This is a genomic window from Paracoccaceae bacterium (assembly GCA_019454225.1).
In the GTDB taxonomy this organism is placed as follows: domain Bacteria; phylum Pseudomonadota; class Alphaproteobacteria; order Rhodobacterales; family Rhodobacteraceae.
Genome location: CP075370.1, coordinates 3319238 through 3344802, shown reverse-complemented (window position 1 = coordinate 3344802; position 25565 = coordinate 3319238). Strand labels below are relative to the sequence as shown.

The following is a 25565-nucleotide window of genomic DNA, read 5'->3' as shown; positions in this document are numbered from 1 at the left end:
GCCGCCGTGCGGGGGTTTCATGACCGGCGGCACGGGCGGAGGGCATGATGCGGTATTCGGGCGCGCGGGTGATCTGGGAAGGGCTGACGGGCAACCGTGGCTGGCGCCCGGCCTGGCGCGATCCGGCGCCGAAGCCCGCCTATGACGCGATCATCATCGGGGGTGGCGGCCACGGGCTTTCCACCGCCTACTACCTGGCCAAGAACCACGGCCTGACCAATGTGGCCGTGCTGGAGAAGGGCCTGCTGGGGCAGGGCAACATCGGGCGCAACACCACCATCGTGCGCGCCAACTACTTCCTGCCGGGCAACAGCGAATTCTACAGCCATTCCCTGAAGCTGTGGGAGGGGCTGGAGTCCGACCTGAACTACAACGTGATGCACAGCCAGCGCGGGCTGATCAACCTGTTCCATTCGGACGGCCAGCGCGACGCCTTTGCCCGGCGCGGCAATGCCATGATCAACCAGGGCGACGATGCGATCCTGCTGGACCGCGAGGGCGTGCGCGAGCGCCTGCCCTATCTGGACTTCGAGCAGACCCGCTTTCCGATCTACGGCGGCCTGCTGCACCCGCGCGGCGGCACGGCGCGGCATGACGCGGTGGCCTGGGGCTATGCCCGTGGTGCCGACCGGCGCGGGGTCGACCTGATCCAGAACTGCGAGGTCACCGGGATCGACATCGAGGATGGCCGCGTTACCGGCGTGCAGACGACGCGCGGGGCGATCCGGGCGCGCAAGGTGGGGATCGTGGTGGCTGGCCGGTCGGGGCAGGTGGCGGCGATGGCCGGAATGCGCCTGCCGATCGAGAGCCACATCCTGCAGGCCTTTGTCACCGAGGGGCTGAAACCCGTGATCGACCATGTGGTCAGCTTCGGGATGGGGCATTTCTATATCAGCCAGTCCGACAAGGGCGGGCTGGTGTTCGGCGGCGACCTTGATTTCTATGCCTCCTACGCGGCGCGCGGGAACCTGCCGATGGTCGAGCATGTGATGGAGGCGGGCATGACGCTGATGCCGATGATCGGGCGGGCCAAGGTGCTGCGGTCCTGGGGCGGGATCATGGACATGTCGCCGGACGGCAGCCCGATCATCGACAAGACCCATGTCGAGGGTCTGTATCTGGACTGCGGCTGGAACTACGGGGGGTTCAAGGCGGTGCCCGCCTCGGGCTGGTGCATGGCGCACCTGATGGCCACGGGCGAGCCGCATGAGGTTGCCCGACGGTTCCGGCTGGACCGTTTCGCCACCGGCCACGTGATCGACGAAGAAGGCACCGGCAGCCAGCACAACCTGCACTAGGGGCAAGCGATGAAGGCTTTCGCGCTTCTGTTCATGCTCGCGGCCCTTGAGGAGCCGTCGCCCGGATGGCCCGATGACGGCTGCTATGCGCGTGACTATGACGCCGCCCACCTGCGCAGCCATCCGGCGCAAGTCGTCAGGACCATGCACCTGTCGGTCAACCACGGTCCGGCGGTGGGTTTCCATGCCATGCTCCACGTCACGCTGGCCGATCAGGGCCATGCCGGCCGCGACGGTCTGGGCGGGCGGGCGTTCGAGCAGGGGCTGTTCTGCGACGGCGACCGGGGTGCTGTCCTGTGCGTGACCGAATGCCCCGGCGACGGCGCCCTGACGATCACCCGGGATGACGCCGGGATGCTTGAGTTCACCACCGATTTCCTGCTGGTCGGCCCGCGGTCGGCCTGCCCGCGCGCGACCGACCTGGCCGAGGTGCCGGGTGTCGCCGTCACCTACCGTCTGGCGCGCGTGCCCGATGCCGATTGCGAGGCCCCCTGATGCGACTGACCTGCCCCCTTTGCGGCCCGCGCGACCGGCGCGAGTTCTACTACTACGGGGCCGACGACTGGCTGGCCCGGCCCGCGGCCGATGCGGCGCCCGATGCCTGGCACGACTATGTCCACCTGCGCGACAACCCGGCGGGGCCGACCGTGGACCTGTGGTATCACGAGCAGGGCTGCGGCCAGTGGCTGCGGGTGCGGCGCGATACGGTGACCCATGCGGTGCATGCGGTCGACCTGGTGATGCCCGCGGTTCCGGCGCGGGGCGGCGATGCGCCGCCGCCGGCCCGGGCGAAACGCAAGACGAAGGGAGACGGCGATGCGGCTTGAGGGGCGGGGCCTGATCGACCGCACGCGCAGCCTGCCCTTCACCTTCGACGGGCGGGCCTATTCCGGCTTTGCGGGCGACACCGTCGCCTCGGCGCTGATGGCCGCCGGGGTGCGGGTTCTCGGGCGCAGTTTCAAGTATCACCGCCCCCGCGGCGTGATGACGGCCGGACCGGAGGAGCCGAATGCCCTGGTCGCGGTGCTGGAGGATGGGCAACAGACACCCAACGTGCGGGCCACGGTGCAGGAGCTTTACGCGGGGCTGGCGGTGCGCAGCCAGAACCGCTGGCCCAGCCTCGGCTTCGACGTGATGGAGGTGAACGATCTGCTGCACCCGTTCCTGGGTGCGGGGTTCTACTACAAGACCTTCATGTGGCCGCGCCGCCTGTGGGAAGGGCTGTACGAACCGGTGATCCGGCGGGCGGCCGGCCTGGGCAGCCTGTCCGGGCGCCATGACACCGCCCCCTATGAAAAGTGCTGGGCGTTCTGCGACCTTCTGGTGATCGGGGCGGGCCCGGCCGGGCTGATGGCGGCGCTGGTCGCGGCGCGGGCCGGGGCCGACGTCATCCTGGCCGAGCAGGACACGATGGCGGGCGGGCGGCTGCTGGCCGATGCCGGGATGATCGACGGGCGGCCCGGGTCCGAATGGGCGGCGGCGGTGGCGGCGGAACTGGCCGCCATGCCGAATGTCCGGGTGATGACGCGGACCACGGTGACCGGGGCCTATGACCACGGCACCTGGGGGGCGCTGGAACGGTCGGGCCTGCATGTGGCGCCGGGCGGCGACCTGCCGCGCGAATGCTTCTGGCGCATCGTTGCGGGCCAGGCGGTGCTGGCCGCGGGCGCGCTGGAACGTCCGGTCGCGCATCCGGGGAACGACCGGCCCGGGGTGATGCTGGCCGGTGCCGTGCGGGCCTATGTGAACCGCTGGGCGGTCAGCCCCGGCAGGCGGGTCGCGGTGTTCGGCGGCGATGACGCACGGGCGACGGCGGATGTGCTGCGATCCGCCGGGGTCGAGGTGGCAGCCATCATCGACCCCCGCCCCGATGCCGCGCGCGATGCCGATGCGCCGGTCTATCCGGGCGGCCGGGTGGTGGCCACGCAGGGGCGCACGGGCCTGCGTTCCGTCACCATCGCGCATCCCGGGGGCGAGCACCGGATCGAAGCCGACTGCCTGGCGATCTCGGGCGGCTGGAACCCCACCGTCCACCTGTCCAGCCACCTGGGCGCGCGGCCGGTCTGGCGCGACGACATCGCGGCCTTCGTGCCCGCGCCGGGCGGCGTGCCGGGGATGACGCCGGCCGGTTCCTGCAATGGCGCCGGGTCCACCGCCGCCTGTCTGGCCGAGGGGGCCGCGGCCGCCGGTGTCGCGCTGGCCGCCCTGGGCCGCAAGGTGCCGAAGGTGCCGCTGCCCGCCGCCGAGGACGCCGCGGCGGCCGTGACGCCGCTCTGGGCGGTCGAGGGCAGGGGGCGGGCCTGGGTCGACTTTGCCAATGACGTGACGGTCAAGGACATCCGGCTGTCGGCGCAGGAAGGCTTTGCCGCCAACGAGCACATGAAGCGCTACACCACGCAGGGCATGGCCCCCGACCAGGGCAAGTCATCCAACGTGGTGGCGCTGGCCGTGCTGGCCGAGGCCACGGGGCGCGGCATTCCGGAAACCGGCACCACCACCTTCCGCCCGCCGTTTGCGCCCGTGTCGATTGCCGCCATGGGGGCCGGGGGCAGGGCCGAGGGGTTCGCGCCGCAGCGCTTTGTCACCAGCGACCAGGCCAGCCGTGACCGGGGCGCACCGATGATCGAGGCGGGGCTGTGGTATCGCCCGTCCTACTTCCCCCGCAGCGGCGAGACGACCTGGCGCGACGCATGCGACCGCGAGGTCGCGATGGTGCGCGGCGCAGTGGGCGTGACGGATGTGTCGACGCTGGGCAAGATCGACCTCAAGGGCCGCGATGCCGGGCGGTTCCTCGATTTCGTCTATACCAACACCTTCTCGACGCTGCCGGTCGGGCGCGTGCGCTATGGCCTGATGCTGCGCGAGGATGGTTTTGTCATGGATGACGGGACCACCGCGCGGCTGGCGGATGATCACTGGCTGATGACCACGACCACGGCTGCCGCCGGCCAGGTGATGCGGCATCTGGATTTCGTGCACCAGGCATTCTGCCCGGAATTCCACCTGCGGTTTTCCAGCGTCACCGAACACTGGGCACAGTTCGCGGTGGCGGGGCCGCGCGCGCGCGACCTGCTGGCCTCGCTGGGCATCGCCGAGGTGCCGGGGTTCATGGGGGTGATCCCGGTCACGGTGATGGGGGTGGCGGGGCGCCTGTTCCGCATCTCGTTCTCGGGCGAGGAGGGATACGAGATCGCGGTGCCCGCGCGGTTCGGCGCGGGCCTGTTCCGTGACCTGGTGGCACGGGCCGAGACGCTGGGCGGCGGCGCCTACGGGATGGAGGCGCTGAACGTCCTCCGGATCGAGAAGGGGTTCATCACCCATGCCGAGATCCACGGCCGCACCACGGCCTTCGACATCGGGATGCAGGGCATGGTCAGCGCCCGGAAGGACTGCATCGGCAAGGCCGCATCGCAGCGCCCGGGGCTGAGCGGAGCCGACCGCGAGCAACTGGTGGGGCTGCGGCCCGTGCCGGATGCGGCGATCGTGGCCGGTGCGCATCTGTTCACGCCCGGCGATGCGGCGGTGCGCCAGAACGATCAGGGCTATGTCACGTCGGTCTGCTATTCGCCCACGCTGGGGGGCTGGCTGGGCCTCGGGTTCCTGCGCGACGGGCGGGCGCGTCTGGGCAGGCCGGTGCGGCTGGTCGATCATCTGCGCGGTATCGACGTGATGTGCGAGGTGGTGCATCCGGTGTTCCACGATCCGGACGGGGGGAAGATGCGTGGCTGACCTGATCGCAACCGCGCCGCTGGATGCGGCACCGCTGGACAAGGGCGGCGTGACCCTTGCCCTGGTGGACCCCGGACCGGTGACCTGCCTTGCGCTCTATCCCGGGGCTTCGGCCGACATCTGGCTGTCGCCGCTGGACCTGCCGTTTCCGGCGCCGAACCGCGTGTCGGCGGCGGGCGATCTGCGGCTGGTCTGGACCGGACGCGATCAGGCCCATCTGGTGGGGGCGGTTCCCCCGCCGGGCGGCGAGGGCGCGGCGGCGATCACCGACCAGTCCGACGGCTGGGTCTGCCTGTCGCTGACCGGGGCGGAGGCCGGGGCGGTGCTGGCGCGGCTGGTGGCGCTCGATCTGCGCGAGGCGGCGTTTCCGCCCGGCACTGCGGCGCGGTCGGCGCTGAACCACATGCCGCTGATCCTGTGGCGCGAAAGCGACGGGTTCCGGCTGATGACGTTCCGGTCGATGGCGCGCACCGCCTGGCACGAACTGGCCGAGGCGATGGCCCGCGTGGCGGCGCGGGCGGCGCTGCCGCGATGATGCTGTCGAACACCGACATCGCGGAACTGACCGACTGGCGTCGCGCCCTGCACCGGCGCCCCGAGCTTTCGGGGCAGGAGGCGGCGACGGCCGCGGCCTTTGTCGCGATGGTGACGCCGACGCGCCCGACGCGGGTGATCGAGCGGCTGGGCGGGCATGGGGTTGCGGTGGTCTATGACGGACCGTCGCCCGGGCCGACGGTGATGATCCGGGCCGAACTGGATGCGCTGCCGATCCCCGAGACGGGGCGCGCCGACTGGGTGTCCGAGGTGCCGGGTGTCGCGCATCTGTGCGGGCACGAGGGGCATCTGACGATCCTGGCCGGGCTGTCGCGCCTGCTGGCGCGGCGGCGACCGGCCTCGGGGCGCGTGGTGCTGCTGGCCCAGCCCGCCGAGGAGGACGGGTCGGGTGCCGCCGCCGTGCTCGCCGATCCTGCCTTTGCCGGGATCTCGCCCGACTGGGCCTTCGCGCTGCACAACATGCCGGGGATGCCGCTGGGGCATGTCTGGCTGAAGCCGGGGCCGATGAACTGTGCCTCGGTCGGGCTGAAGGTCGGGCTGGCGGGGCGCACGGCGCATGCCAGCGAACCGGGCGCGGGGCTGTCGCCGGGGCTGGCGGTGGCGCGGCTGATCCCGGGGCTGGCGGCGCTGGGGGCCGAGGGGCCGCTGGACGCGGCGTTCCGGCTGGTCACCGTGACGCATGCCCGGCTGGGCGAGCCTGCCTTCGGGATCGCGCCCGGTGTGGCCGAGGTCTGGGCGACGCTGCGGACGCTGACGGATGAGGGCATGGACGACCTGCGGGCGGCGGCGGTGGAACTGGCGCGGGCCGAGGCCGAGGCGGCGGGGCTGGGGCTGACGATCGGCTGGTCGGATGATTTCGCGGCCTGCGCGAACCATCCCGATGCGACGGCGCGGCTGGCGGCGGCGGTGCGGGTGCTGGGGTTGCCGCTGTCGGCGGGCGACCTGCCGATGCGGGCGTCCGAGGATTTCGGGCGGTTCGGGTCGGTGGCGCGGTCGGCGATGCTGTGCCTGGGCGCGGGCGAGGCCTGCCCCCGGCTGCATGCGTCGGACTATGATTTCCCCGACGCCCTGATCGCCCCCGGCGCGCGCATCTTCGAGCAGGTCATCACCGATATCCTGGGCTAGCCCGGCGTGGCGTCCCACGATGGGACATTTTTCGGAACCAACGATATCAAGGGCTTGACCCCCGCGCGTTAAGGGTTTGTCAACGTCTTGCCCGGAACCGGGCCGCCCGGCGCTGGACGCGGGCGCGGCGGGGCCTAGCTGCGGCGGCACGGGCAGGGGGGGCAGGATGTCGGAACGGTCGGTCGTGGTGGTGGGGGCGGGCATGGCGGGGCTGGCCTGCGCGCAGGGTCTGGCCGCGGCCGGATGGCGCGTGCGGGTTCTGGACAAGGGCCGGGGTCTGGGCGGGCGGCTGGCCACGCGGCGGACGGCCGAGGGCGCCTATGACCACGGCGGGGTGGTGCTGCGCCCCGAAGGCGACGCCCTTGCGGGCTGGCTGCGGCAGGCGGCGGCGGCGGGGGCGGCCGCGGAATGGCAGGGCGGATTCACGGGCCTGCCGGGAATGAGCGGGATCGTCGCACCGCTTGCCGCCGGGCTGGAGGTTTCGGTGCAGGCCGAGGCGACGGGCCTGATGCGCGACGGCGGCGGCTGGATCGTGGCGGGGCAGGGCTTTGCCCATCGCGCCGGGGCCGTGGTGCTGGCCATCCCGCAGCCGCAGGCGCTGCGGCTGTGCGGGGGGCTGGCGGTGGCGGGGGCGATCGGCGCGGCGTCGATGCGGGGATGCTGGGCGGCGATGGCGGCCTTCGGCACGCCCCTGCCGCTGGCGGCCGATCTGGTCGAGTGGCCCGACAGCGCGGTTGCGCGCATCGTGCATGAGAATGCCAAGCCGGGCCGGTCGGGCGGGCCCGCGCGCTATGTGGTGCAGGCAGGCGCCGCATGGTCGGCGGCCCATCTGGAACGCGAAAGGGACGAGGCCGCGCGGATGCTGCTGGCCGAAGCCCTTGCGCAGGCGGGCCTGCGGCCGGTGGCGCCGCTGGCCCTGCACGGCCATCGCTGGCGGTTCGGGTTCACCGATGTCGCGCTGGGGCAGAGCCATGTCTGGGACGGGGGCGCAGGCATCGGCCTGTGCGGCGACTGGTGCCTGGGCACCGGGGCCGGCGCGGCCCTTGACAGCGGCCGCGCGCTGGCCGCCGCGATGGTTGCCGCCCGACCGGCCGGGCCGCCGGGGGGTCAGTAAAGCCCGGCCACCCGCGCGCGCAGGCGCACGAGCGCCAGCACCGTGTCGATGGCGGGGGTGGGCGTGCCGGTCAGGCGGCCGAGTTCCGCGACCGAGGCCACCAGTGCGTCGATCTCCATCGGTCGCCCGGCGGTCAGATCCTGCAGCATCGAGGTGCGGTGCGCGCCCACCGCCGCGCCGCCGTCGATGCGGCGGTCGACGTCGATGGGGAATTTCACCCCCAGCGACTCGGCGATCGCCTGCGCCTCGACCATCATCGCGCGGGCCACGGCGCGGGTGCCCGGATCGGTGCAGAGCACGTCGAGCGTGGCATGGGTCAGGGCCGAGATCGGGTTGAACGACAGGTTGCCCCAGAGCTTGACCCAGATCTCGTCGCGCAGGCGCGGCCGCACCGGCGCCCGGAGGCCCGCCGCCGCCAGCGCCTTTGACAATGCGGTGGCGCGCGCGCTGGTTTCGCCCGAGGGTTCGCCCAGCGAGAACCGGTTGCCCTCGATATGCCTGATGGTGCCGGGTTCGGTGACCTCGGCGGCGGGATAGACCACGCAGCCCAGCACGCGGTCGGGCCCGAAGCCGTTCCATTGCGCATCGCCGGGGTCGACGCTGGCCAGGCGCGTGCCTTCCAGGGTGCCGCCGTGGCGGTGGAAATACCACCAGGGCACGCCGTTGACACCGCTGACCAGCGTGCTGTCGGGGCCGAGAAGCGGCAGGATGCGGTTGACCACCGGGGGCACCGAATGGGCCTTGAGCGTGACGATGACATAATCCTGCGGGCCGAGGTCGCGGGCGTCCTCGGCCGCGCGGACGGGCACGGTGACGGGATCGGCGCCGTCCTCGATCAGGGTCAGGCCGCGCGCCTGCATCGCGGCCAGATGGGGGCCGCGGGCCACCAGGCTGACATCGGCGCCCGCCGCCGCCAGCCTTGCGCCCATGTAGCCGCCGATGGCGCCCGCGCCGAAGATGCAGATCTTCATGCGGTCAGCCCCAGCTTTTCGGCCAGGCCGATGCGCATCAGCTTGCCCGTGGCGCCCTTCGGGATCTCGGCCAGGATGACCACGCGGCGCGGCACCTTGAAATCGGCCAGCCGTTCGGCGGCGAAGCGGCGGATCGCGGCCTCGTCGGCCTGCATCCCCTCGCGCAGGACCACGGCGGCGGCGACCTCTTCGCCCAGCCTGGGGTGCGGCATCGCGAAGGTCACGACCTGCTGCACCGCGGGATGATCCATCAGGATGCCGTCAACCTCGAGCGGGCTGACCTTTTCGCCGCCGCGGTTGATGATCTCTTTCAGCCGCCCGGTCAGCGACAGGTAGCCTTCGCCGTCGAGGCTGCCCTGGTCGCCGGTGCGGAACCAGCGGCGGTCATCGGCGATGAAGAAGTTCCTGGCATTGGCGTCGGGGTTGCCCTCGTAGCCCGGGGTGACATTGGGACCGGAAATCACCACCTCGCCGACACCGCCGTCGAGCAGGCGGTTTTCCACCTCATGCGCGATGCGCAGCAACGGCCCGGCGGCGATGCCGACCGAGCCGGGTTTCTGTGCCCGGGGCGGCAGCGGGTTCGAGGCCATCTGGTGCGCGGCCTCGGTCATGCCGTAGGCCTCGATCACGGGGGCGCCGAAGGTCTGCGACAGTTCGACCATGACCTGCGCGGGCAGGCTGGCCGAGGACGAGCGGATGAAGCGCAGCGGGTTCTGCGCGATGATCCCGGCGTTGCGCGCGGCGCGGGACAGGATGGTCTGGTGCATGGTGGGCACCGCGGAATACCAGGTGGGTTTCGCGGCATCGAGCCAGCCGAAGAAGCGCAGCGCGTCGAAGCCCGGGGCGCACCAGATCGAGGCGCCGGCGGCCAGGCTGGAGGACACGGCCGCGACGAGGCCGTGGATGTGGAACAGCGGCATCATGTTCAGGCAGCGGTCGCCGGGGGTCAGCGCCAGCGAGGCCATGATGTGGCGCGCCGAGGCCGCGACGTTCGATTGCAGCAGCGGCACGATCTTGGGGCGCGAGGTGGTGCCCGAGGTATGCAGGATCAGCGCGACGTCATCGGAGCCCGGTGCGGCGGTGTCGGGGGCGGCCCCGGCGGCGCCCTCGGCGTGCAGGGTGAACGTTCCGGCGGGCGTGGCGGGGTCGGTGACGACGCGCAGCACGGCCAGCCCATGCGCCCGCGCGGCGTCGAGCGCGGCGCCCTCCATCCCCTCGGGCAGCAGGATGGCCCGGGCGCGCAGGTCGGACAGGTAGAAATCGAACTCTTCCCGGCGGTAGGCGGGGTTCAGGGGGGCGGTCGTTGCCGCCTGCGCCACGGTCACGAAGGCTGCCGCCATCTCCGGCCCGTTCGGCAGCACGATCGCCACCCGGTCGCCACGCCCGATCCCGGCCGCGTGCAGGGCGGCGGCGGTGGTCTCGGTCAGGCTGCGCAGGCCGCCATAGGTCAGCCAGGGTCGATCCGGCGCGCCGAGGGCGGGGGCATCGGGCGAATGCGCGGCAAGAAGGGCTGCAAGCGTGTCCTGCATGGTCGGGTCTCCGGGGATGGGCGGTCAGACGGGCGACAGATCGCATTCCGCCGCGATGGCGTCCAGTTCGCGCTTCAGCGCGGGGTGGATCGGCACGCCATCGGCCATGCTGCGGGCGCGGCGCGCCTCGCGCCCGTCGCCGGGCACGCGGACGGGATCGTGGCCCGGCAGCGGCGGCGAGGCACGGAATTCGGCAAAGGCGCGGGCGGCGTGGGCCTGGAAGGCGGCGGGGTCGGTGAAGGCCGCGATGTCGATGGCGGCGACGAACTGGCCGGTGTTGGTGGGGCTGGCGCGGTCGGTGGTGAAATCGACCACGTCCGAGCCGAAGGCCGCCCCGTTCAGCACCCCCGCCAGTAGGCCGATGGCCACCGAGAGGCCATAGCCCTTGGCGCCGCCGATCGGCAGCAGGAAGCCTTCGTCGCGGCGGTTCGGATCGGTCAGCGGCCTGCCGTCGCGACCGATCATCCAGCCTTCGGGCATCGCCTCGCCGCGCTGCGCCAGCGTCTTGATCTTGCCCACGGCGGCGACCGTGGTCGCCATGTCGAGAACGAAGGGATCGTCGCCGCCCGAGGGCGCCGCGATGGCGACCGGGTTGGTGCCCAGGAGCAGGTCGGAGCCGCCATAGGGCGCGACATGGTTCGCGCTGCCCACGGCGGCGCAGAGCCCGATCATGCCCGCCGCCGCCTGCGGCCTGACATAGAGCGCGGCCGGTCCGGCATGGTTGCCGCCGCAGACCCCGACCCAGCCGATGCCTGCCCCGCGCGCCTTGGCGATGGCCAGGTCGGTGGCCATGCGCATGGCCAGATGGCCCAGCCCGTTGTCGCCGTCGACCAGCGCGGTGGCCGCGGTTTCGCGCAGCACCCGGGGCCGCGCGGCGGGGTTGCAGCCGCCGCCCCTCAGGCGGTTCACATACTGGCGCAGGCGGAACAGGCCATGCGTGTCGTAGCCCAGGGCATCGGCCTCGACCATCAGCGCCGCCACCGCGCGGGCGTCGGGTTCCGGCACGCCGAGGCGCCCGAACACCGTCGCCGCGAAATCGGCCAGCCGTTCTGCCGGGATCGCCAGGGTCATCGGGATCAGTCCGCCCCGCGGATCACGCGGTCCTTGTGCCAGAACACGAAGGTACGCTGGACCCATGTCACGAAGGCATAGAGGCCGAGGCCGACAATGCTGAGATAGAGGATCAGCGAGAACACGCGCGGCGTGTTGAGCTGTGAGGCCGCGGTGCGGATCAGTTCGCCAAAGCCCTTGCCCCCGCCCAGGAACTCGCCGGTGATGGCACCCGCCATCACGCCGACCGCGCCGATCTTGAGGCCGGTGAAGATCTGCGGCAGGCCGGTGGGCAGCTTCATCTTCACCAGCGTCTGCCAGCGCGAGGCGCCCATCGTCTTGAACAGCATCCGCGAATTGGAATCTGCCGCATGCAGCCCGGCCGCGGTGCCGACCACGATGGGAAAGGTGGCGATGAAGGCGGCAAGCGCCACCTTGCTGTCGATGTCGAAGCCGAGCCAGGCCACGAACAGCGGCGCGAAGGCCACCTTGGGCATCGTGTCGATGGCGACGAGATAGGGCATGATCGCCCGTTCGCCGAAGGCGGTTTCGCCCACGATCACCCCCAGGGTGAAGCCGATGGCGATGGCCAGAAGGAAGCCGTAGAACACCTCTTTCAGGGTGATCCACAGCGCGGGCAGCATGTAGCCGCCCGACAGCAGGTTGTTGCCGACAAACAGGATGTCGCGCCAGGTTTCCCACGGGTTCGGCAGGATGATCGGGGACACGAACTGGAACCGCGTGACCAGATCCCACAGCGCCACGAACACGACGAAGACGAAGGCCATCTGGATCCAGGCCGGAATGCGGTCGACCAGCGGGGTCTCCTCGATCCAGACCGTATCGTCGCCCGAGGCCGGGTTGGCGTCGGCAATGCGTTCGAGGTTCGTCACAGGAAGGCCTCCTTGTCCAGGCGCCCGCGGATCTGGTCGACCAGGGCGCTGAATTTCGGTGTCGTCATCATGTCGAGCGTGCGGGGGCGCGGCAGGTCGATCGGCACCACCTCGGCCACGCGGCCGGGACGCGGCTTCATCACATAGACCACGTCGGACAGGATGACCGCCTCGGGGATCGAATGGGTGACAAGGAAGGCCGTCGCCTCGCGCGACATGCAGATGCGCTGCAGCTCCATGTTCATGAAGTCGCGCGACAGTTCGTCGAGCGCCGAGAACGGTTCGTCGAGCAGCAGCACGGCGGGTTCGGTGATCAGCATCCGGCAGATCGAGGCGCGCTGCGCCATGCCGCCGGACAGTTCGTTGGGATAGACATCCTCGAACCCCTTGAGCCCGACCAGTTCGAGAAGCGTGCGCGCCTGGTCGCGCGCGGCCCGTGCGGCGGCCTTGCCGTCGCGGATCTCGATGGGCAGCACGATGTTTTCGATCGTGGTCCGCCAGGGGAACAGGGTGGCCTGCTGGAACATCATGCCGATGTCGCGGCGCGGGCCGGTGACGGGGCGGCCCTGAAGCACCACCCGCCCCGTCGAGGGCGGGATGAGACCCGCCATGATCTTGAGAAGCGTAGACTTTCCGCAGCCGCTCGACCCGATCACCGCCGAGAAGCTGCCCTTGGTCAGGGTCAGGCCGACCCCTTCCAGCGCGTGGATCGACTTGCGCGCATAGGTCTTGCCCACGTTGGTCAGTTCATAGACCGGCTCGCCCCGCTGATAGGCATGGAGCGCGATGGCTGCGGAAGCCTGCATCAGTTGCTCCCGTTCACTTTCAGCGTGAAGTCATTGGTATAGGCGGCGGTCAGATCGGGCAGCGGGCCTGCGAGGTCGCCGCCGGCGATCTGCACCTGCTGCCATTCCTCCCAGACCTCGGGCGGCTGGTAGCCAAGGCCCTTGGACATGTCGACCGGAACGGTCTTGGACCGCACGGCATCGAACAGGGCCGAGGCGAAGGCCGGGTCTTCGCTTTCCTGCGGGTTGCCTGCCACCATATGCGCCAGCACCTTGTCGCGGTTCGCATCGTCAAGCGCGAAGACATGGCCCCGCCAGATCGCGCGGACGAACTTTTCCACCAGTTCCGGGTTGGTGCGGATCAGCTCGCCCGTGGTGATGAAGCCGTTGCCGAAGAAGCGGGCATATTCGGCGGGCGTGATGTCGCGCACCGACACGCCGCGCTGGTTCAGGATCGCGGCATCGGCGGTCGAGGCCGCGTAGGCGGCGATGGCGTTCTGCTGGAACGCCGCGGTGGCGGGGCCGCCGTCGCCGACGGTCAGGAAGGTGTAGTCGGTGCCTTCCGTCATGCCCGAGCCGGACAGGACGTTGCGGGCAAAGCCCACCTCGGCGCCGTCGGCGGTGCCGGTGCCCACGACCTTGCCCTTCAGGTCGGCGGGCGCCTGCACGGGGCTGTCACTGGGGACGACGACGCCGAAGTTCGAGCGGGCGGCGAAGTTGTAGATGAACACCACATCCACGCCGCGTCCGCGCGCCGCGAGGACCGGGCCGGGGCCGGGGCGGCCGAACTGCGCCTGGCCCGAGGACAGGGCCTGAAGCACGGCGCCCGAGCCGTTGATCGCCTCGACCGTCACGTCGAGCCCTTCCTCGGCGAAATAGCCCTCGCCGATCGCCACGAACACGTTGAACGAGTTGATGGCCGAGGGGCTGGGCTGGACGAAGGTGACCTTCGTCATGTCCTGCGCCGCGACGGCCCCGGCGCCGAGCGCCGTGGCGGTGGCAAGCGCCGCGAATGTGGTTGCGAACGTCCGTCTGGTCAGCATGGTGAAGTTCCTCCCTGGATGGTGCGATGGTGAAGTGCGGCGCGGCGGGCTCTTTGCGGCCCGTCTGGCCCTATACGGCGCGGACCCTGTTCGAGAGCCGCCCGATTCCGTCGATTTCGCAGGTAACCTCGTCCCCGTCGGTCAGGAAGCGCGGGGGGGTCATGGCGTAGCCTACACCCGAAGGGGTGCCCGTGGCGATGATGTCGCCCGGTTCCAGCGTCAGCCCCTCGGAGAGCGAGGCGATCAGCGTCGGAATGTCGAAGATCATCGCGGCGGTGGTGCTGTCCTGCCGTTTCTCGCCGTTGACCCAGAGCCGGATGCCGACGGCCTGCGGATCGGGCAGGTCGTCGGCGGTGACGATCCACGGGCCCATCGGGCAGGACCCGTCCAGCCCCTTGCCCTTGAAGTACTGGCCGCCGTGGCGGCGCTGCACGTCGCGGGCGGTGATGTCGTTCAGGATCGTGTATCCGAACACATGGTCGAGGGCGCGATCCTTCGGGATGTCGCGTCCGGGCGTGCCGATGATCACCGCAAGCTCGACCTCGTAGTCGGTCTGGGTGGAGAGCGCGGGGAAGGTCAGCACCGGTTCGGCGGCGCCGATCACCGCCGTCGGCGGCTTGGTGAAATAGACCGGAACCTCGGTCACCGCGACCGTGGTGTTCTGGGCGCGCGCGCCTTCGGCGATATGCTCGGCATAGTTGCGGCCGACGCAGAAGACATTCTTTGCGGGGCGCGGGATCGGGGCGAGGAAGCGGACAGCCGAGGCCGGATGCACGGCATGTGCCAGTTCTCCGGCCTCGGCCCTGGCGACCAGGGTCGCCACCGCCCCGCGCGCCGCTCCCCAGCCGGCGATCAGGGCGGTCATGTCATTGGCGCGGATCGCGGGCAGGCTGTCGTCTGCGGCGGCAAGCGCCAGCACGCGGTCCCCGGACAGGCAGGCAACGCAATGGCGGTTTCCCGCGATCTCGACGGTCGAAAGTCTCATCTTTCCCCCCGGACCTTCCGGTCCAATTCCTTACCAATCCGGGAATGGTCCGCGATTGGTGACGCTGTCTCCCTGCGGCTATCGCGATTATCTGGCGTGATGCCGCTTGTCTTCAAGCACAATTCGCGCCATCACGCGGCGCAGGCAACGAACCAATACGGAAATTGGCCACGCATGAACGCGCTTACGCCACCGGCCAACCTGTCCGACCGCCTGCGGGCCTACATCACCGGCGGCGGGTTCAACCATACCGACAGGCTGCCGCCCGAGCGCGACCTGTGCCATCAGTTCGGCGTCACGCGCGGCGGGCTGCGCAAGGCGCTGGCCGAGCTGGAGGCCGACGGCCTGATCTGGCGCCACGTCGGGCGCGGCACCTTCATCGGGGCGCGGCCCATCCACAACCTTGAGGACGTGACCTTTCTGGGCGAGCTTGCCAGCCCGGCACAGGTGATCACCGCGCGCCTTGCGATCGAGCCCGAACTGGCGCGGCTGGCCGCGCTGTACGGATCGCAGGCGGATTTCGCCGAGATCCTGGCCTGCACGCGGCGTTGCCGCACGGCCGCCGACTGGCGCAGCTATGAGGCCTGGGACAACAACCTTCACCACGCCATCGCCAAGGCCACCCACAACAAGCTGCTGCTGCACCTGTTCGACATCCTGAACGTGGTGCGCCGCTCGACGGTCTGGGGGCAGTTGCGATCGACCCAGCTGCCGCCGCGCGACCACCGCAGTTTCGACGAACATGACGGCATCTATGCCGCCATCGCGGAGCGTAACGCGACGCTGGCCGCGCAACGGATGCGCGACCATCTTGTCTCGGTAAGAGACCGTGTCCTGCCAGCCCTGGCGGGGTGACAGGGGCATGGGTCAGACGACCGTGATCGTCAGGGTGCCGACGCCCGCGACCTCGCCCTCCATCACGTCGCCGCGGACCACGGCGCCGACACCCGCGGGCGTGCCCGTCATGATCACGTCGCCTGCGGCGAGTTCGAAGTAGTCCGAGAGATACGAGATCATTTCCGGAACCTTCCAGATCATCTGGTTCAGGTCGCCGGTCTGGCGCACCTTGCCGTTTACCTTGAGTTGCACCAGCCCTTCCGAGGGGTGGCCGGTTTCCGTGGCGGTGCGCAGGGCCGTCACCGGGCCGGAATGTTCGAACGCCTTGCCGATCTCCCACGGGCGGCCCATTTCCTTGGCGATGCCCTGCAGGTCGCGGCGCGTCATGTCGAGGCCGACGCCATACCCCCAGACGTGATCGAGCGCCTTGTCCACCGGGATGTTGCGGCCGCCGGACTTGAGTGCCACGACCATCTCGATCTCGTGGTGAACGTCCTTGGTCTGTTCGGGGTAGGGGAAGGTATCGCCGACATAGAGATTGTCGGGGTTCTTCTGGAAGAAGAATGGCGGCTCGCGGTTCGGGTCATGCCCCATCTCGATCGCATGGGCGGCGTAGTTGCGCCCGATGCAGTAGACCCGGCGCACCGGAAAGCTGGAGTCGGACCCGGCAATAGGCAGGGTGACGGTGGCAGGGGGGGTGATCGCGAACGACGACATCGACTCGTGGCTCCTGTGCAGGTTCGATGGAGAAGTCGCATAGCGGCGCGGGTCGATCAATCCGGATCAATATGAACGCGCCAAACCAATCGCGGAAATGGTCAGGGGGGCGGCCTTGGGGGGTATCTGGGTGGTGACGGGCCCGTGATGGGTGGGGAATGCTGCAGGCGGGGTGCGTCGCCGACGCCGTGCCTGTGATATCGCGCAAGGCGTAAAACGCTGTAATTCAAGAACAAGTCTTACGCGTTCGGTGTGACAACGGCTGCGGCGCCCCGGTGTTCCGCCCGCCGGTCTTGCCGCGCCGCCGCATGCCGCCTGGCCGGACGCTGGGGGAAGGGCTGGCGCGCAATGCGAAAGAATCGGTTGATCGCGCGCTTGTCATCAACCAATCCGGATCAATATGACCGGTCCAGCAAGAGGGCACGACATGAGCCGGGAGGTTGCCGACGTGGCCAGAGCGCTGCAGACCCCGCTGCCCGAGGCGGCGGCGGACCCGCCGGAGCCGTCGGTTTCCGATACCGCGGCGCTGGCGCATCTGCGTGCGTTCATTCTGGACAAGGGGTTGAAGGCGGGCGACCGCCTGCCCCCCGAGCGCAGGCTGGGCGACGACCTGGGCCTGCGCCGCACCGAGCTGCGCCGCGCGCTGGAGGTGCTGGTGGACGAGGGCGTGCTGTGGCGCCATGTCGGCAAGGGCACCTTCCTGGCCCGGCCCCCCGCGCAATCGGCGCAAAATGACATGGAGATGCTGGCCCGCCGCGTCAGCCCCGCGGATGCCATGCGCGCCCGTGCCGCGATCGAGCCCGCGATTGCCCGCGAGGCGGCGCTGCATGCAACAGCGGCGGCCATCGCGGCGCTGCGCGTGACGGCGGCGCGGTCGCGCGAGGCGGGATCCTGGCGCGAATACGAGGCGCTGGACACCGAGTTCCACCGCCAGATCGCGCAGGCCAGCGGGTCGATGGCGCTGCTGGCGCTGTTCGACCAGCTGAACATGCTGCGGCGCATGGTGTCCTGGGGCCGTCAGGGGCGGCAGGGGGCGCATCCGCCGGCCGACCACCCGAGCTTTGCCGAGCATGACCGCATCGTCGATGCCCTGGACGACCGCGACCCGGAGGCGGCGCATGCCGCGATGCGCTGGCATCTGAAATCGGTCGAGACGAGGCTGGACCCGTGACGGGCGCGCCCCTGACCCTGTCGGTCGCGGCCTGGGACCATGACCGGGTGATGCCCGTGCTGGACGGGCGGATACCGGTGCCGGGGGTCGTGGTGCAACCGCATGTCCTGCCCACGACGCAGCTCTTCCCGATTGCGGTGCAGGAGGCGCGGTTCGATGTGACCGAGCTTTCGCTGTCCAGCCACATCCTGCAGGTGGCGCGGGGCGATGCGGCCTATGTGGCGATCCCGGCCTTCATCAGCAGGGCCTTCCGCCACAACGGGTTCTACCGCCGCGCGGGCAGCGGAATCGGGACGCTGGCGGATTTCGCGGGCCGCGCGGTGGGGGTGCCGGAATACCAGATGACGGCCGCATTGTGGATGCGGGGCGTGATGGCGGACGATTTCGGCGTGCCTGCGACGGCGGTTCACTGGCGCACCGGGGCACTGGACCAGGGCATCCGGCGCGAGCGGCTGGCGCTGGCGCCGCCGCCCGACCTGCGCATCACGCCCATTGCCGATGGCGAGACGCTGCAGGATCTGCTGCTGGCGGGCGAGATCGACGGGCTTCTGGCGCCGAACCCGCCGCGCGCCTTCCTGGCGGGCGACCCGCGCATCGAGCGGGTGTTTCCCGATTTCGAGGCGGCCGAACAGGCCTGGCACCGCCGCACCGGGTTCTTCCCGATCATGCATATCGTGGCGCTGCGCCGGTCCCTGGCCGAGGCGCATCCCTGGCTGCCGATGGCGCTGTACGAGGCCTTCGTCGCGGCGCGCGATGTTGCCATGGCGCGGCTGCGCGAGGTCTGGCTGGGGTCGGCCAACCGGCTGTCGCTGCCCTGGCTGAACGCCGCGATGGAACGGGCGCGCGCGGCGATGGGGGCCGACTACTGGCCCTATGGCTTTGCCCGCGCCGAGGACGAGATTGCGGCGGCCTGCCGCTATTCCGTCGAGCAGCACCTCGCGCCGCGCCTGGTCGCGCCTGCCGAGCTGTTTCACCCCGCCGTTCTGGGAACCTGAGGAGGCCCGGAAAGGAACCGATCACTGCCAACGTCGAATAAGGGAGGACTGCCATGCTTATGAAGACCATGACCCGGTTTGGTGCCGCGCTCGTGCTGGCGCTTGCCGCAGGTGGCGCCCAGGCGCAGGAGATGCGCGCGCCGGAGGGCCCCATCGAATTCACCGTGGGCTCGGGTGCGGGGGGATCGCCGGACGTGATCATGCGCACCTTCGCCCAGATCATGAACGAAACCGGCCTGGTGCCGAACCCGATCGTGGTGCAGAACCGCACGGGCGGCGGGCATTCGAACGCCTACAACCATGTGCTCGGCCTGCCTGGCGACACCAACACGCTGCTGATGCTGGCCTCGCCGGTGTTCACCACACCCATCGTGCAGGGCACCCCCTCGGTCATCGACCAGGTGACGCCGATTGCGGCGCTGGTACAGTCGGAACTGCTGCTGTTCACGACGCCCGACAGCGCCTTCAACTCGCTGACGGACGTTGTCGCGGCGGCGACCGCCCAACCGGGCCGCGTGCGCGTGGCGGGCGGCGCGTCCGGCGGGAACGACCATATCCTGACGGGGCTTCTGGAATCGGCCACCGGCACGACGATGACCTACGTTCCGCACGAAAGCGGCGGCGCGGCGCGCGCCACCTTCCTCGGCGGCAATGTCGAGCTGCACTTTGCCACGCTGTCCGAGGGGATCGAGATGATCACCGCCGGAACGGGCAAGCCGCTGGCCATCTTCTCGAACCAGCGGCGGACCGAAGAGGCCCTGGCGAACGTGGCGACGGCGGTCGAGCAGGGGGTCGACGTGGTCTATACCCAGTTCTGGGGTGTCGGCGGACCCGTGAACCTTGACCCGGCGGTCGCCGCCTGGTGGGCCGACAAGTTCCAGAAGGCCGCGCAGAGCGAGCCGTTCCAGGCCTGGCTGGCGCAGAACCTCTATCGCAGCGACATGGTCACGCTGGCCGAGGCCGGCGCCTATTTCGCGCGCGAACAGCAGACGTTCCGCGACGTGCTGACGCGGATCGGGCTGGCCAAGTAACGGCCCCGCAACCCGGCCGGCCGGAGAGTGCCCATGCGCCTGATCGAGACCATTCCGGCCGCGTTCCTGCTGGCCGTCGCCGGGGCCGTGTTCCTGGGAACGGCGGGCCTGAACTACTGGGACGGGTTCACGCCGGGCGCCCGGTTCTTTCCGGGCATCCTGTCGGCAACCGGTGCCGCCATCGCACTGCTTCTGCTCTGGGCGCAGTCACGCGGCATCGAAAGCGTGCAGGTCGATTTCCCCCGCAACCCGGTCGACGGGTTGCGGGTGGTCGTGACGATTGTCGCGCTGTGCGCGCTTGCCTACGGCGCGCCGCGCATCGGCTTTGTGCCGATGCTGTTCGTGTTCGTCCTGTTCATGCTGCTGGCGGTGCTGCGCCAGCGGATCGCACCCTCGCTTGTCACGGCGCTGATCGTGGCGGGTTTCACCCATGCGGTGTTCATCCGGTGGCTTTCGGTGCCGATGCCGCAGCCGCTGGGTTTCTGACCCCGGAACCGAGGACGTCACGATGTTCGACCAACTGCTTCTGGGCTTTGCGACCGCGCTGGAGCCGCAGAACCTGCTGTTCATCTTTCTGGGCGTGCTGATCGGCCAGGTGGTCGGGGCGCTGCCCGGGCTCGGCCCCTCGGCGGGCATGGCGCTGCTGCTGCCCCTGACCTTCGGGCTGGAGCCGGTGACGGCGATCATGATGCTGGCGGGCATCATGTATGGCGCGCAATACGGCGGCACGCTGACCTCGGTGCTGATCAACGTGCCGGGCGAGGCGTCGGGGGTGATGACGGCGGTCGACGGCCATGCAATGGCCCGTCAGGGGCGGGCCGGTGCGGCGCTGTCGATATCCGCGATCGGGTCGTTCATCGCCGGTGTGGGCTCGGTCATGGCGGTCGCGGTGCTCACGCCGCCGCTGGCCAGTTTCGGCCTGAAGTTCAACGCGCCCGAGTATTTCCTTCTGGCGCTGCTGGGCATCCTGGCGATGGGCAGCCTCGGCGGATCGCCGATCAAGTCGATCGCGGCGGGCGTGCTGGGCCTGATGATCGCGATGATCGGGGTCGATCCGATGACGGGCACGCCGCGCCTGAGTTTCGACCAGCCGATCCTGTTCAAGGGAATCGACTTCATCCCCGTGGCCATCGGCGTGTTCGGGATCGCCGAGGTGCTGGCATCGCTGGAACGGGTGCAGAGCGTGCAGCCGATCCGGACCCGGCTGCGCGACATGTGGCTGACGGCAGAGGACTGGACGAAATGCCGGTTCTCGGTGATCCGCGGCGGGGCGATCGGCCTGTTCGTGGGGATCATGCCGGGTGCGGGCGCCTCGATCGCCTCGCTGCTGGCCTATCTGGCCGAGCGCAATTTCAGCAAGACGCCCGAGACCTTCGGCAAGGGGGCGATTGACGGTGTGGCGGCCGCCGAGGCCGCGAACAACGCGGCCTCGCACGGCGCGACGATCCCGATGCTGTCGCTGGGCATTCCGGGGTCGGCCTCGACCGCGATCCTGCTGGCCGCGCTGATCCTGCATGGCATCCGGCCGGGGCCGCAGCTGATGACGCAGGAATCCGCGCTGGTCTGGGGGCTGATCGCCAGCATGCTGGTGGGCAATGTGTTCCTGCTGATCCTGAACCTGCCGATGGCACCGGTCTTTGCGGCCCTGCTGCGCATTCCCTATGTCTATCTGGCGCCCGGCATCCTGGGCCTGTCGCTGGTCGGCGCCTATGCGGCGACGCTGGACATCGCGACCGTCTGGATGGCGCTGTTCTTCGGGGTGCTGGGCTGGCTGATGATGAAGTTCGACATTCCGCGCGCGCCGCTGGTTCTGGCGCTGGTTCTGGCCTCGCTGATGGAGATGTCGCTGCGGCAGGCCCTGCTGCTGTCCTTTGGCAGCCCGATGATCTTTGTCGAGCGTCCGGTTGCGGCGGTCCTGCTGGCGGCGGTGGCCTTTGCGATCTTCCTGCCGGTTCTGGGCGCGGTGCGGCGCAGGCGCGCGCGGCGCGCGTGATCAGGCCGGGTCCTGCCTGGCGCGGATCGCGGCCCCGATCCAGTCCGCGCCCTGCATCTCGCGCAGGCGGCTGACAAGGCGGGCGAACTCGAAGGACCCCTCGCCTTCGGGATAGAGCGCCTGGGGTGGAACCGCCGCGCCGATGATCAGCAGACCCTTCGCCTCGTAGAAGGCGTCGACCAGCGTCACGAAGCGCCGCGCATCGTCGTGGCGGCCCTCGGACAGGCGCGGCACATGGTCGAGCACCAGCACACGCAGCGCGTCGGCCATCGCCAGATAGTCGGCCGGGCTGCGGGGCGTGCCGCAGGCCTCGGCGAATGTCATGCGGGCGATGCCGTCATGGCAGGCGGGCAGCACAAGGTCGCGGCCCTGCACCCGCAGCGTGACGGGTCGCGCCTGGCCGCGGGCAAGATCGGTCCATATCCGGTCGAGCGCGGCGGTGGCGGCGGAATCGTCGGGGTGAAAATAGACGGGGGCACCCGCCATCCGGTGCAGCCGGTGGTCGGTGTCGCTGTCGATGCGGATGACCTCCATCCGGTCGCGCAGCAGGCCGATGAAGGGCAGGAACAGCTCGCGCTTCAGCCCGTCGCGATAGAGATCCTCGGGCGGGCGGTTCGAGGTCGTCACGATCCGCACGCCTGCCGCGAACAGGTCGGCGAAGATGCGCCCGACGATGGCGGCGTCGGCGATGTCCTGCACCTGCATCTCGTCGAACGCCAGCAGCCGCAGGCCGCGGGCGAAATCCGCGGTGACGCGGCCCAGCGGATCGTCCTGCCGCGCCTGCCGCGCACGGTGGACGGCCGCGTGGATGTCGCGCAGGAAGGCATCGAAATGCACCCGCCGCCTGCCGGGAACCGCCGTGATGGCCAGGAGCAGGTCCATCATCATCGACTTGCCGCGCCCGACCCCGCCCCAGAGGTACAGGCCCTGCGGGCCCGCGCCGTCGCGCCGCAACCGCGACAGCCAGCCCCCGCCCGGGCCGCCACGTTCCAGTGCGATCCGGAACGGCTCCATCCGGGCCAGCACGGCGCGCTGCGCGGGGTCGTTGCGCCGGTCGCCGGCGGCGACAAGCCGGTCATAGGCCTCGGTCAGGGAAAACCGTGGTTCCGGTTGCATGCGTCAGGGGCCGATCAGGTTCGATCGCACGCGATGCAGATGCGCCAGCATGGCGGCCTCGGCGCTGTCCGCATCGCGCCGCACCAGCGCCGCGACGATGGCGGCGTGATCGGCCTGATACTGCGCGCGGCGCTCCGGCGTCATGCTGCGCCGCTTCAGTTCGCCCCAGTCGTCGCGTCCCCGCGCCTGGGTGATCAGGTCATAGGCCGCCGCGATCAGCGGGTTTCCGGCGGCCCGGGCGATGGCCGCGTGCAGCGCTGCATCCCAATGCTCGAATCCCGCAAGGTCGGGGGCCTCGCCGCCCTGCGCCAGGCAATCCTGCAGGTGCCGCAGGTCCGCGGCTGTGGCGTGGGCGGCGACCAGATGCGCAAGCCGGGGTTCGAGAAACAGGCGCGTCTCCATCACCTGCGCCGGAGAGGGGCTGGGGGGCGACCGTTCCGGTTCGGCCAGATAGGTGCCGCTGCCCGCGCGGCGCAGCACCCGGCCCTCGCCCGCCAGCACCGCCAGCGCGTCGCGCACCGCTGCCCGTCCGACCGACAGGGCGGCGCAGAGATCGCGTTCGGTCGGCAGCCGGTCGCCGGGGCGCAGCGCGCCCGAGGCGATGACGGACAGCAGATGGTCGCGGACCTGCCGGTCTGGGGTGGCCATGCGCGTTCTCCCTTGCGGATCAGGCATAGCCGATGCGGCCGATTGATCAACCAATTTTCGAACTGGTTGACAACAGGGACGGGCGCCGTATCTCGTCACCCGCAGGCAAGGGAGGACCGGATGAAGATCGCAACCGTCGAATACCAGGGCCACCGGCGCCTCGGGGTCGTGACGCCCGATGGCGCAGGCATCGGCCTGCTGCCGCCCGGACATTCCGACATGATCGCGCTGATCGCGGCGGCGGGCCCGGTGCCCGCGCCCGAGACCACGGTGGCCCTTTCCGCCGTGCGCCTGTGCGCCCCGATCCCGCGTCCGGCGCGCAACATCATGTGCGTCGGCAAGAACTATCGGGAACACGCCCGGGAATTCGCGCGCAGCGGATACGAGGCGGGCGCCGTCGCTGGCAAGGATGTCGATGACTTTCCGGCGCTGTTCTCGAAACTGCCGGGCACGGTGATCGCGCCGGGCGACACCATCGACCTGCATGGCGGCATCACCAGCTCGGTCGACTACGAGGCCGAACTGGCCGTCATCATCGGCCCCGGCGGGCGCGGGATCGCCCGGGCCGATGCCTGGGCACATGTCTGGGGCTACACGATCGTCAACGACGTCACCGCGCGCGACCTGCAGCGCAACCACAAGCAGTGGTTCCTCGGCAAGTCGCTGGACACGTTCTGCCCCATGGGCCCATGGATCGTCACGGCGGACGAGGTCGATGCGCTGAACCTGCAGGTGACTTGCCACGTCAACGGCGAACTGCGCCAGACCGCGAACACCCGCGACCTGATCTTCGACATTCCGACGCTGATCGCCACGCTGTCGGCGGGCATCACGCTTCTGCCCGGCGACATCATCGCAACCGGCACGCCTGCCGGGGTCGGCATCGGCATGGCGCCGCCCCGGTTCCTGGCGCCGGGCGACAGTGTCGAGATCGCGATATCGGGCATCGGCACGCTGGCGAACCGCTGCGCCTGACGGCGCGGGCCGGGCGTCACAGACGCCCGGCAAGCCGCCGCTGTTCATAGGCCTGAAGATGCGCCGTGGCGAAGTCGAGGATCGGCGCGGCGATGCCCGCCGCGCGCGCCCGTTCCGCCATGAAGCCCACGATATGCATCCCCTCGGTGCGCGCGCCCCGTTCGATGTCGCGCAGCATCGACGTGGAATACTGCGACGCGGGGTCCGAGAAGGTGGCGCGATAGGTCGCCATGAAGGCTTCGGACGGCGGATGTCCGCTGCGCGCTGCCACCTCGGCATTGGCCGCCAGCAGGTTCAGCAGCAGGTCGCGTCCCTGCTCGGTCCTGACGATCTCGCCGACATTCGCGCGCATCAGGCAGGTCATGCCCGCCGAGGTGGCCACATGCACCAGCTTTTCCCACATGCGCTGCGCGATGTCGGGCACCGCCTCGGCCACCATGCCCTTTGCCCTGGCACATTCGGCGGCAAGCCCCGCCACCCGGTCCGACATCCGCCCGTCGCGTTCGCCGAAGGTCAGGAACCGCCAGTCGTTCAGGTGCTGCACCACGCCGTCAGGGGAAAGGGTGACCTGGATCTTGGCAGTTCCCCCCATGACCGCCGCCTCCCCGAACACCTGAACCAGCCGGTCAAGATGCGCGATGCCGTTCAGGATCGGCAGGATCGCGGTATCGGGCCCGATGGCGGGGCGCAGCGTTCCGATGGCGTCGTCAAGGTCGTAGGCCTTGCAGCTGACAAGCGCGAGGTCATAGCCGCCGCCGGGATCGGCGGAGGTGGCCACCTGCACCGGCATCGCCACATCGCCGAACTGGCTTGCGATGCGCAGCCCGTTGCTGCGCAGCGCGGCCGCCCGCGCCTCGCGCACCAGAAAGGTCACGTCGGCCCCGCCCTCGGCAAGACGGCCACCGAAATAGCCGCCCGTGCCGCCCGCACCCAGAACCAGAATCCGCATGCCTGCCATGGCTCTCCTCCCTCATCCCGGCACTTGCGTTATGCCCGGCGCACTCT

General features: G+C 70.3%; 25 protein-coding genes. 14 read left to right on the top strand and 11 right to left on the bottom strand.

Features of this window, described 5'->3' with window-relative positions:
• The first annotated feature begins 47 nt into the window (after positions 1–47).
• The 7 genes from KF887_15945 to KF887_15915 all read left to right on the top strand — a co-directional run bounded on the left by KF887_15945 (position 48) and on the right by KF887_15915 (position 7821).
• Positions 48–1298 carry a sarcosine oxidase subunit beta family protein gene (locus KF887_15945; GenBank protein QYK40873.1) on the top strand — a complete coding sequence of 417 codons (1251 nt, stop codon included), beginning with the start codon at positions 48–50 and terminating at the stop codon, positions 1296–1298.
• 9 nt (positions 1299–1307) lie between these two features.
• Entirely contained in the window at positions 1308–1793 is a 486-nt protein-coding gene (locus KF887_15940) for a hypothetical protein (GenBank protein QYK40872.1), read from the top strand.
• A complete protein-coding gene (locus tag KF887_15935; GenBank protein ID QYK40871.1) occupies positions 1793–2125 on the top strand; it encodes a sarcosine oxidase subunit delta in 333 nt (110 codons plus the stop codon). The genes KF887_15940 and KF887_15935 overlap by 1 nt, the downstream gene beginning before the upstream one ends.
• Positions 2115–5027 carry a sarcosine oxidase subunit alpha family protein gene (locus tag KF887_15930; protein ID QYK40870.1) on the top strand — a complete coding sequence of 971 codons (2913 nt, stop codon included), beginning with the start codon at positions 2115–2117 and terminating at the stop codon, positions 5025–5027. The genes KF887_15935 and KF887_15930 overlap by 11 nt, the downstream gene beginning before the upstream one ends.
• Positions 5020–5562 carry a sarcosine oxidase subunit gamma gene (locus tag KF887_15925; GenBank protein QYK40869.1) on the top strand — a complete coding sequence of 181 codons (543 nt, stop codon included), beginning with the start codon at positions 5020–5022 and terminating at the stop codon, positions 5560–5562. Before KF887_15930 ends, KF887_15925 begins: the two co-directional genes overlap by 8 nt.
• Positions 5562–6707: an amidohydrolase gene (locus KF887_15920; GenBank protein ID QYK43614.1), complete on the top strand. Its 1146-nt coding sequence runs from the start codon at positions 5562–5564 to the stop codon at positions 6705–6707. Before KF887_15925 ends, KF887_15920 begins: the two co-directional genes overlap by 1 nt.
• A gap of 166 nt (positions 6708–6873) precedes the next feature.
• Positions 6874–7821: an NAD(P)-binding protein gene (locus tag KF887_15915; protein QYK40868.1), complete on the top strand. Its 948-nt coding sequence runs from the start codon at positions 6874–6876 to the stop codon at positions 7819–7821.
• Here KF887_15915 and KF887_15910 read toward each other — a convergent pair.
• From KF887_15910 to KF887_15880, 7 genes are all read right to left on the bottom strand, one after another.
• Complete coding sequence (locus tag KF887_15910) at positions 7815–8792, bottom strand: 2-dehydropantoate 2-reductase (protein ID QYK40867.1); 978 nt, start codon at positions 8790–8792, stop codon at positions 7815–7817. The genes KF887_15915 and KF887_15910 overlap by 7 nt on opposite strands.
• The gene (locus KF887_15905; GenBank protein QYK40866.1) at positions 8789–10321 is read right to left on the bottom strand and encodes an AMP-binding protein; all 1533 of its coding nucleotides are present in this window, start codon (positions 10319–10321) and stop codon (positions 8789–8791) included. The genes KF887_15910 and KF887_15905 overlap by 4 nt, the downstream gene beginning before the upstream one ends.
• A gap of 24 nt (positions 10322–10345) precedes the next feature.
• Complete coding sequence (locus KF887_15900; protein QYK40865.1) at positions 10346–11392, bottom strand: Ldh family oxidoreductase; 1047 nt, start codon at positions 11390–11392, stop codon at positions 10346–10348.
• A gap of 5 nt (positions 11393–11397) precedes the next feature.
• Positions 11398–12159 (bottom strand): ABC transporter permease, encoded by a 762-nt coding sequence (locus KF887_15895; GenBank protein QYK43613.1) that lies wholly within the window; start codon positions 12157–12159, stop codon positions 11398–11400.
• 101 nt (positions 12160–12260) lie between these two features.
• The gene (locus tag KF887_15890) at positions 12261–13070 is read right to left on the bottom strand and encodes an ABC transporter ATP-binding protein (GenBank protein QYK40864.1); all 810 of its coding nucleotides are present in this window, start codon (positions 13068–13070) and stop codon (positions 12261–12263) included.
• Positions 13070–14092 (bottom strand): ABC transporter substrate-binding protein, encoded by a 1023-nt coding sequence (locus KF887_15885; protein ID QYK40863.1) that lies wholly within the window; start codon positions 14090–14092, stop codon positions 13070–13072. Before KF887_15885 ends, KF887_15890 begins: the two co-directional genes overlap by 1 nt.
• A gap of 70 nt (positions 14093–14162) precedes the next feature.
• Positions 14163–15077 (bottom strand): fumarylacetoacetate hydrolase family protein, encoded by a 915-nt coding sequence (locus KF887_15880; GenBank protein QYK40862.1) that lies wholly within the window; start codon positions 15075–15077, stop codon positions 14163–14165.
• Between the two features lie 174 nt (positions 15078–15251).
• Here KF887_15880 and KF887_15875 point away from each other — a divergent pair, with 174 nt between their 5' ends.
• The gene (locus KF887_15875) at positions 15252–15932 is read left to right on the top strand and encodes a FadR family transcriptional regulator (protein QYK40861.1); all 681 of its coding nucleotides are present in this window, start codon (positions 15252–15254) and stop codon (positions 15930–15932) included.
• 12 nt (positions 15933–15944) lie between these two features.
• Here KF887_15875 and KF887_15870 read toward each other — a convergent pair whose 3' ends face one another.
• Positions 15945–16631 carry a fumarylacetoacetate hydrolase family protein gene (locus KF887_15870; protein ID QYK40860.1) on the bottom strand — a complete coding sequence of 229 codons (687 nt, stop codon included), beginning with the start codon at positions 16629–16631 and terminating at the stop codon, positions 15945–15947.
• A gap of 427 nt (positions 16632–17058) precedes the next feature.
• Between KF887_15870 and KF887_15865 the strand changes: the two genes are divergently transcribed.
• Genes KF887_15865 through KF887_15845 form a run of 5 tightly spaced genes read left to right on the top strand, consistent with a single transcriptional unit; the run spans position 17059 to position 21821 of the window.
• Positions 17059–17802 (top strand): FadR family transcriptional regulator, encoded by a 744-nt coding sequence (locus tag KF887_15865; protein QYK40859.1) that lies wholly within the window; start codon positions 17059–17061, stop codon positions 17800–17802.
• Positions 17775–18797, top strand: a complete 1023-nt coding sequence (locus KF887_15860; GenBank protein QYK43612.1) for a 4,5-dihydroxyphthalate decarboxylase — start codon at positions 17775–17777, stop codon at positions 18795–18797. Before KF887_15865 ends, KF887_15860 begins: the two co-directional genes overlap by 28 nt.
• Before the next feature lie 53 nt (positions 18798–18850).
• Positions 18851–19828 carry a tripartite tricarboxylate transporter substrate binding protein gene (locus KF887_15855; protein QYK40858.1) on the top strand — a complete coding sequence of 326 codons (978 nt, stop codon included), beginning with the start codon at positions 18851–18853 and terminating at the stop codon, positions 19826–19828.
• A 33-nt stretch (positions 19829–19861) separates the two neighbouring features.
• On the top strand, positions 19862–20314 hold the full coding sequence (locus KF887_15850) for a tripartite tricarboxylate transporter TctB family protein (protein ID QYK40857.1): 453 nt from the start codon (positions 19862–19864) through the stop codon (positions 20312–20314).
• 22 nt (positions 20315–20336) lie between these two features.
• Positions 20337–21821: a tripartite tricarboxylate transporter permease gene (locus KF887_15845; protein QYK40856.1), complete on the top strand. Its 1485-nt coding sequence runs from the start codon at positions 20337–20339 to the stop codon at positions 21819–21821.
• Here the strand turns inward: KF887_15845 and KF887_15840 are convergent, their stop codons facing one another.
• Both KF887_15840 and KF887_15835 read right to left on the bottom strand, forming a co-directional pair.
• A complete protein-coding gene (locus tag KF887_15840) occupies positions 21822–22937 on the bottom strand; it encodes an AFG1 family ATPase (protein QYK40855.1) in 1116 nt (371 codons plus the stop codon). It lies immediately after the preceding gene.
• 3 nt (positions 22938–22940) lie between these two features.
• Positions 22941–23585 carry a FadR family transcriptional regulator gene (locus tag KF887_15835; GenBank protein ID QYK40854.1) on the bottom strand — a complete coding sequence of 215 codons (645 nt, stop codon included), beginning with the start codon at positions 23583–23585 and terminating at the stop codon, positions 22941–22943.
• Positions 23586–23705: 120 nt separating this feature from the next.
• On the opposite strand from KF887_15835, the gene KF887_15830 reads away from it, so the two are divergent.
• Positions 23706–24560, top strand: coding sequence for a fumarylacetoacetate hydrolase family protein (locus KF887_15830; protein ID QYK40853.1), 855 nt, complete (start codon positions 23706–23708; stop codon positions 24558–24560).
• A gap of 16 nt (positions 24561–24576) precedes the next feature.
• Here KF887_15830 and KF887_15825 read toward each other — a convergent pair whose 3' ends face one another.
• Entirely contained in the window at positions 24577–25518 is a 942-nt protein-coding gene (locus KF887_15825) for a ketopantoate reductase family protein (GenBank protein QYK40852.1), read from the bottom strand.
• Positions 25519–25565 lie beyond the last annotated feature (47 nt).

Coding starts and splice junctions, on each gene's coding strand:
- KF887_15945 (QYK40873.1), top strand. CDS start 48: ATGCGGTATTCGGGCGCGCGGGTGATCTGGGAAGGGCTGACGGGCAAC.
- KF887_15940 (QYK40872.1), top strand. CDS start 1,308: ATGAAGGCTTTCGCGCTTCTGTTCATGCTCGCGGCCCTTGAGGAGCCG.
- KF887_15935 (QYK40871.1), top strand. CDS start 1,793: ATGCGACTGACCTGCCCCCTTTGCGGCCCGCGCGACCGGCGCGAGTTC.
- KF887_15930 (QYK40870.1), top strand. CDS start 2,115: ATGCGGCTTGAGGGGCGGGGCCTGATCGACCGCACGCGCAGCCTGCCC.
- KF887_15920 (QYK43614.1), top strand. CDS start 5,562: ATGCTGTCGAACACCGACATCGCGGAACTGACCGACTGGCGTCGCGCC.
- KF887_15915 (QYK40868.1), top strand. CDS start 6,874: ATGTCGGAACGGTCGGTCGTGGTGGTGGGGGCGGGCATGGCGGGGCTG.
- KF887_15910 (QYK40867.1), bottom strand. CDS start 8,792: ATGAAGATCTGCATCTTCGGCGCGGGCGCCATCGGCGGCTACATGGGC.
- KF887_15905 (QYK40866.1), bottom strand. CDS start 10,321: ATGCAGGACACGCTTGCAGCCCTTCTTGCCGCGCATTCGCCCGATGCC.
- KF887_15900 (QYK40865.1), bottom strand. CDS start 11,392: ATGACCCTGGCGATCCCGGCAGAACGGCTGGCCGATTTCGCGGCGACG.
- KF887_15895 (QYK43613.1), bottom strand. CDS start 12,159: ATGGCCTTCGTCTTCGTCGTGTTCGTGGCGCTGTGGGATCTGGTCACG.
- KF887_15890 (QYK40864.1), bottom strand. CDS start 13,070: ATGCAGGCTTCCGCAGCCATCGCGCTCCATGCCTATCAGCGGGGCGAG.
- KF887_15885 (QYK40863.1), bottom strand. CDS start 14,092: ATGCTGACCAGACGGACGTTCGCAACCACATTCGCGGCGCTTGCCACC.
- KF887_15880 (QYK40862.1), bottom strand. CDS start 15,077: ATGAGACTTTCGACCGTCGAGATCGCGGGAAACCGCCATTGCGTTGCC.
- KF887_15875 (QYK40861.1), top strand. CDS start 15,252: ATGAACGCGCTTACGCCACCGGCCAACCTGTCCGACCGCCTGCGGGCC.
- KF887_15870 (QYK40860.1), bottom strand. CDS start 16,631: ATGTCGTCGTTCGCGATCACCCCCCCTGCCACCGTCACCCTGCCTATT.
- KF887_15865 (QYK40859.1), top strand. CDS start 17,059: ATGAGCCGGGAGGTTGCCGACGTGGCCAGAGCGCTGCAGACCCCGCTG.
- KF887_15855 (QYK40858.1), top strand. CDS start 18,851: ATGCTTATGAAGACCATGACCCGGTTTGGTGCCGCGCTCGTGCTGGCG.
- KF887_15850 (QYK40857.1), top strand. CDS start 19,862: ATGCGCCTGATCGAGACCATTCCGGCCGCGTTCCTGCTGGCCGTCGCC.
- KF887_15845 (QYK40856.1), top strand. CDS start 20,337: ATGTTCGACCAACTGCTTCTGGGCTTTGCGACCGCGCTGGAGCCGCAG.
- KF887_15840 (QYK40855.1), bottom strand. CDS start 22,937: ATGCAACCGGAACCACGGTTTTCCCTGACCGAGGCCTATGACCGGCTT.
- KF887_15835 (QYK40854.1), bottom strand. CDS start 23,585: ATGGCCACCCCAGACCGGCAGGTCCGCGACCATCTGCTGTCCGTCATC.
- KF887_15830 (QYK40853.1), top strand. CDS start 23,706: ATGAAGATCGCAACCGTCGAATACCAGGGCCACCGGCGCCTCGGGGTC.
- KF887_15825 (QYK40852.1), bottom strand. CDS start 25,518: ATGGCAGGCATGCGGATTCTGGTTCTGGGTGCGGGCGGCACGGGCGGC.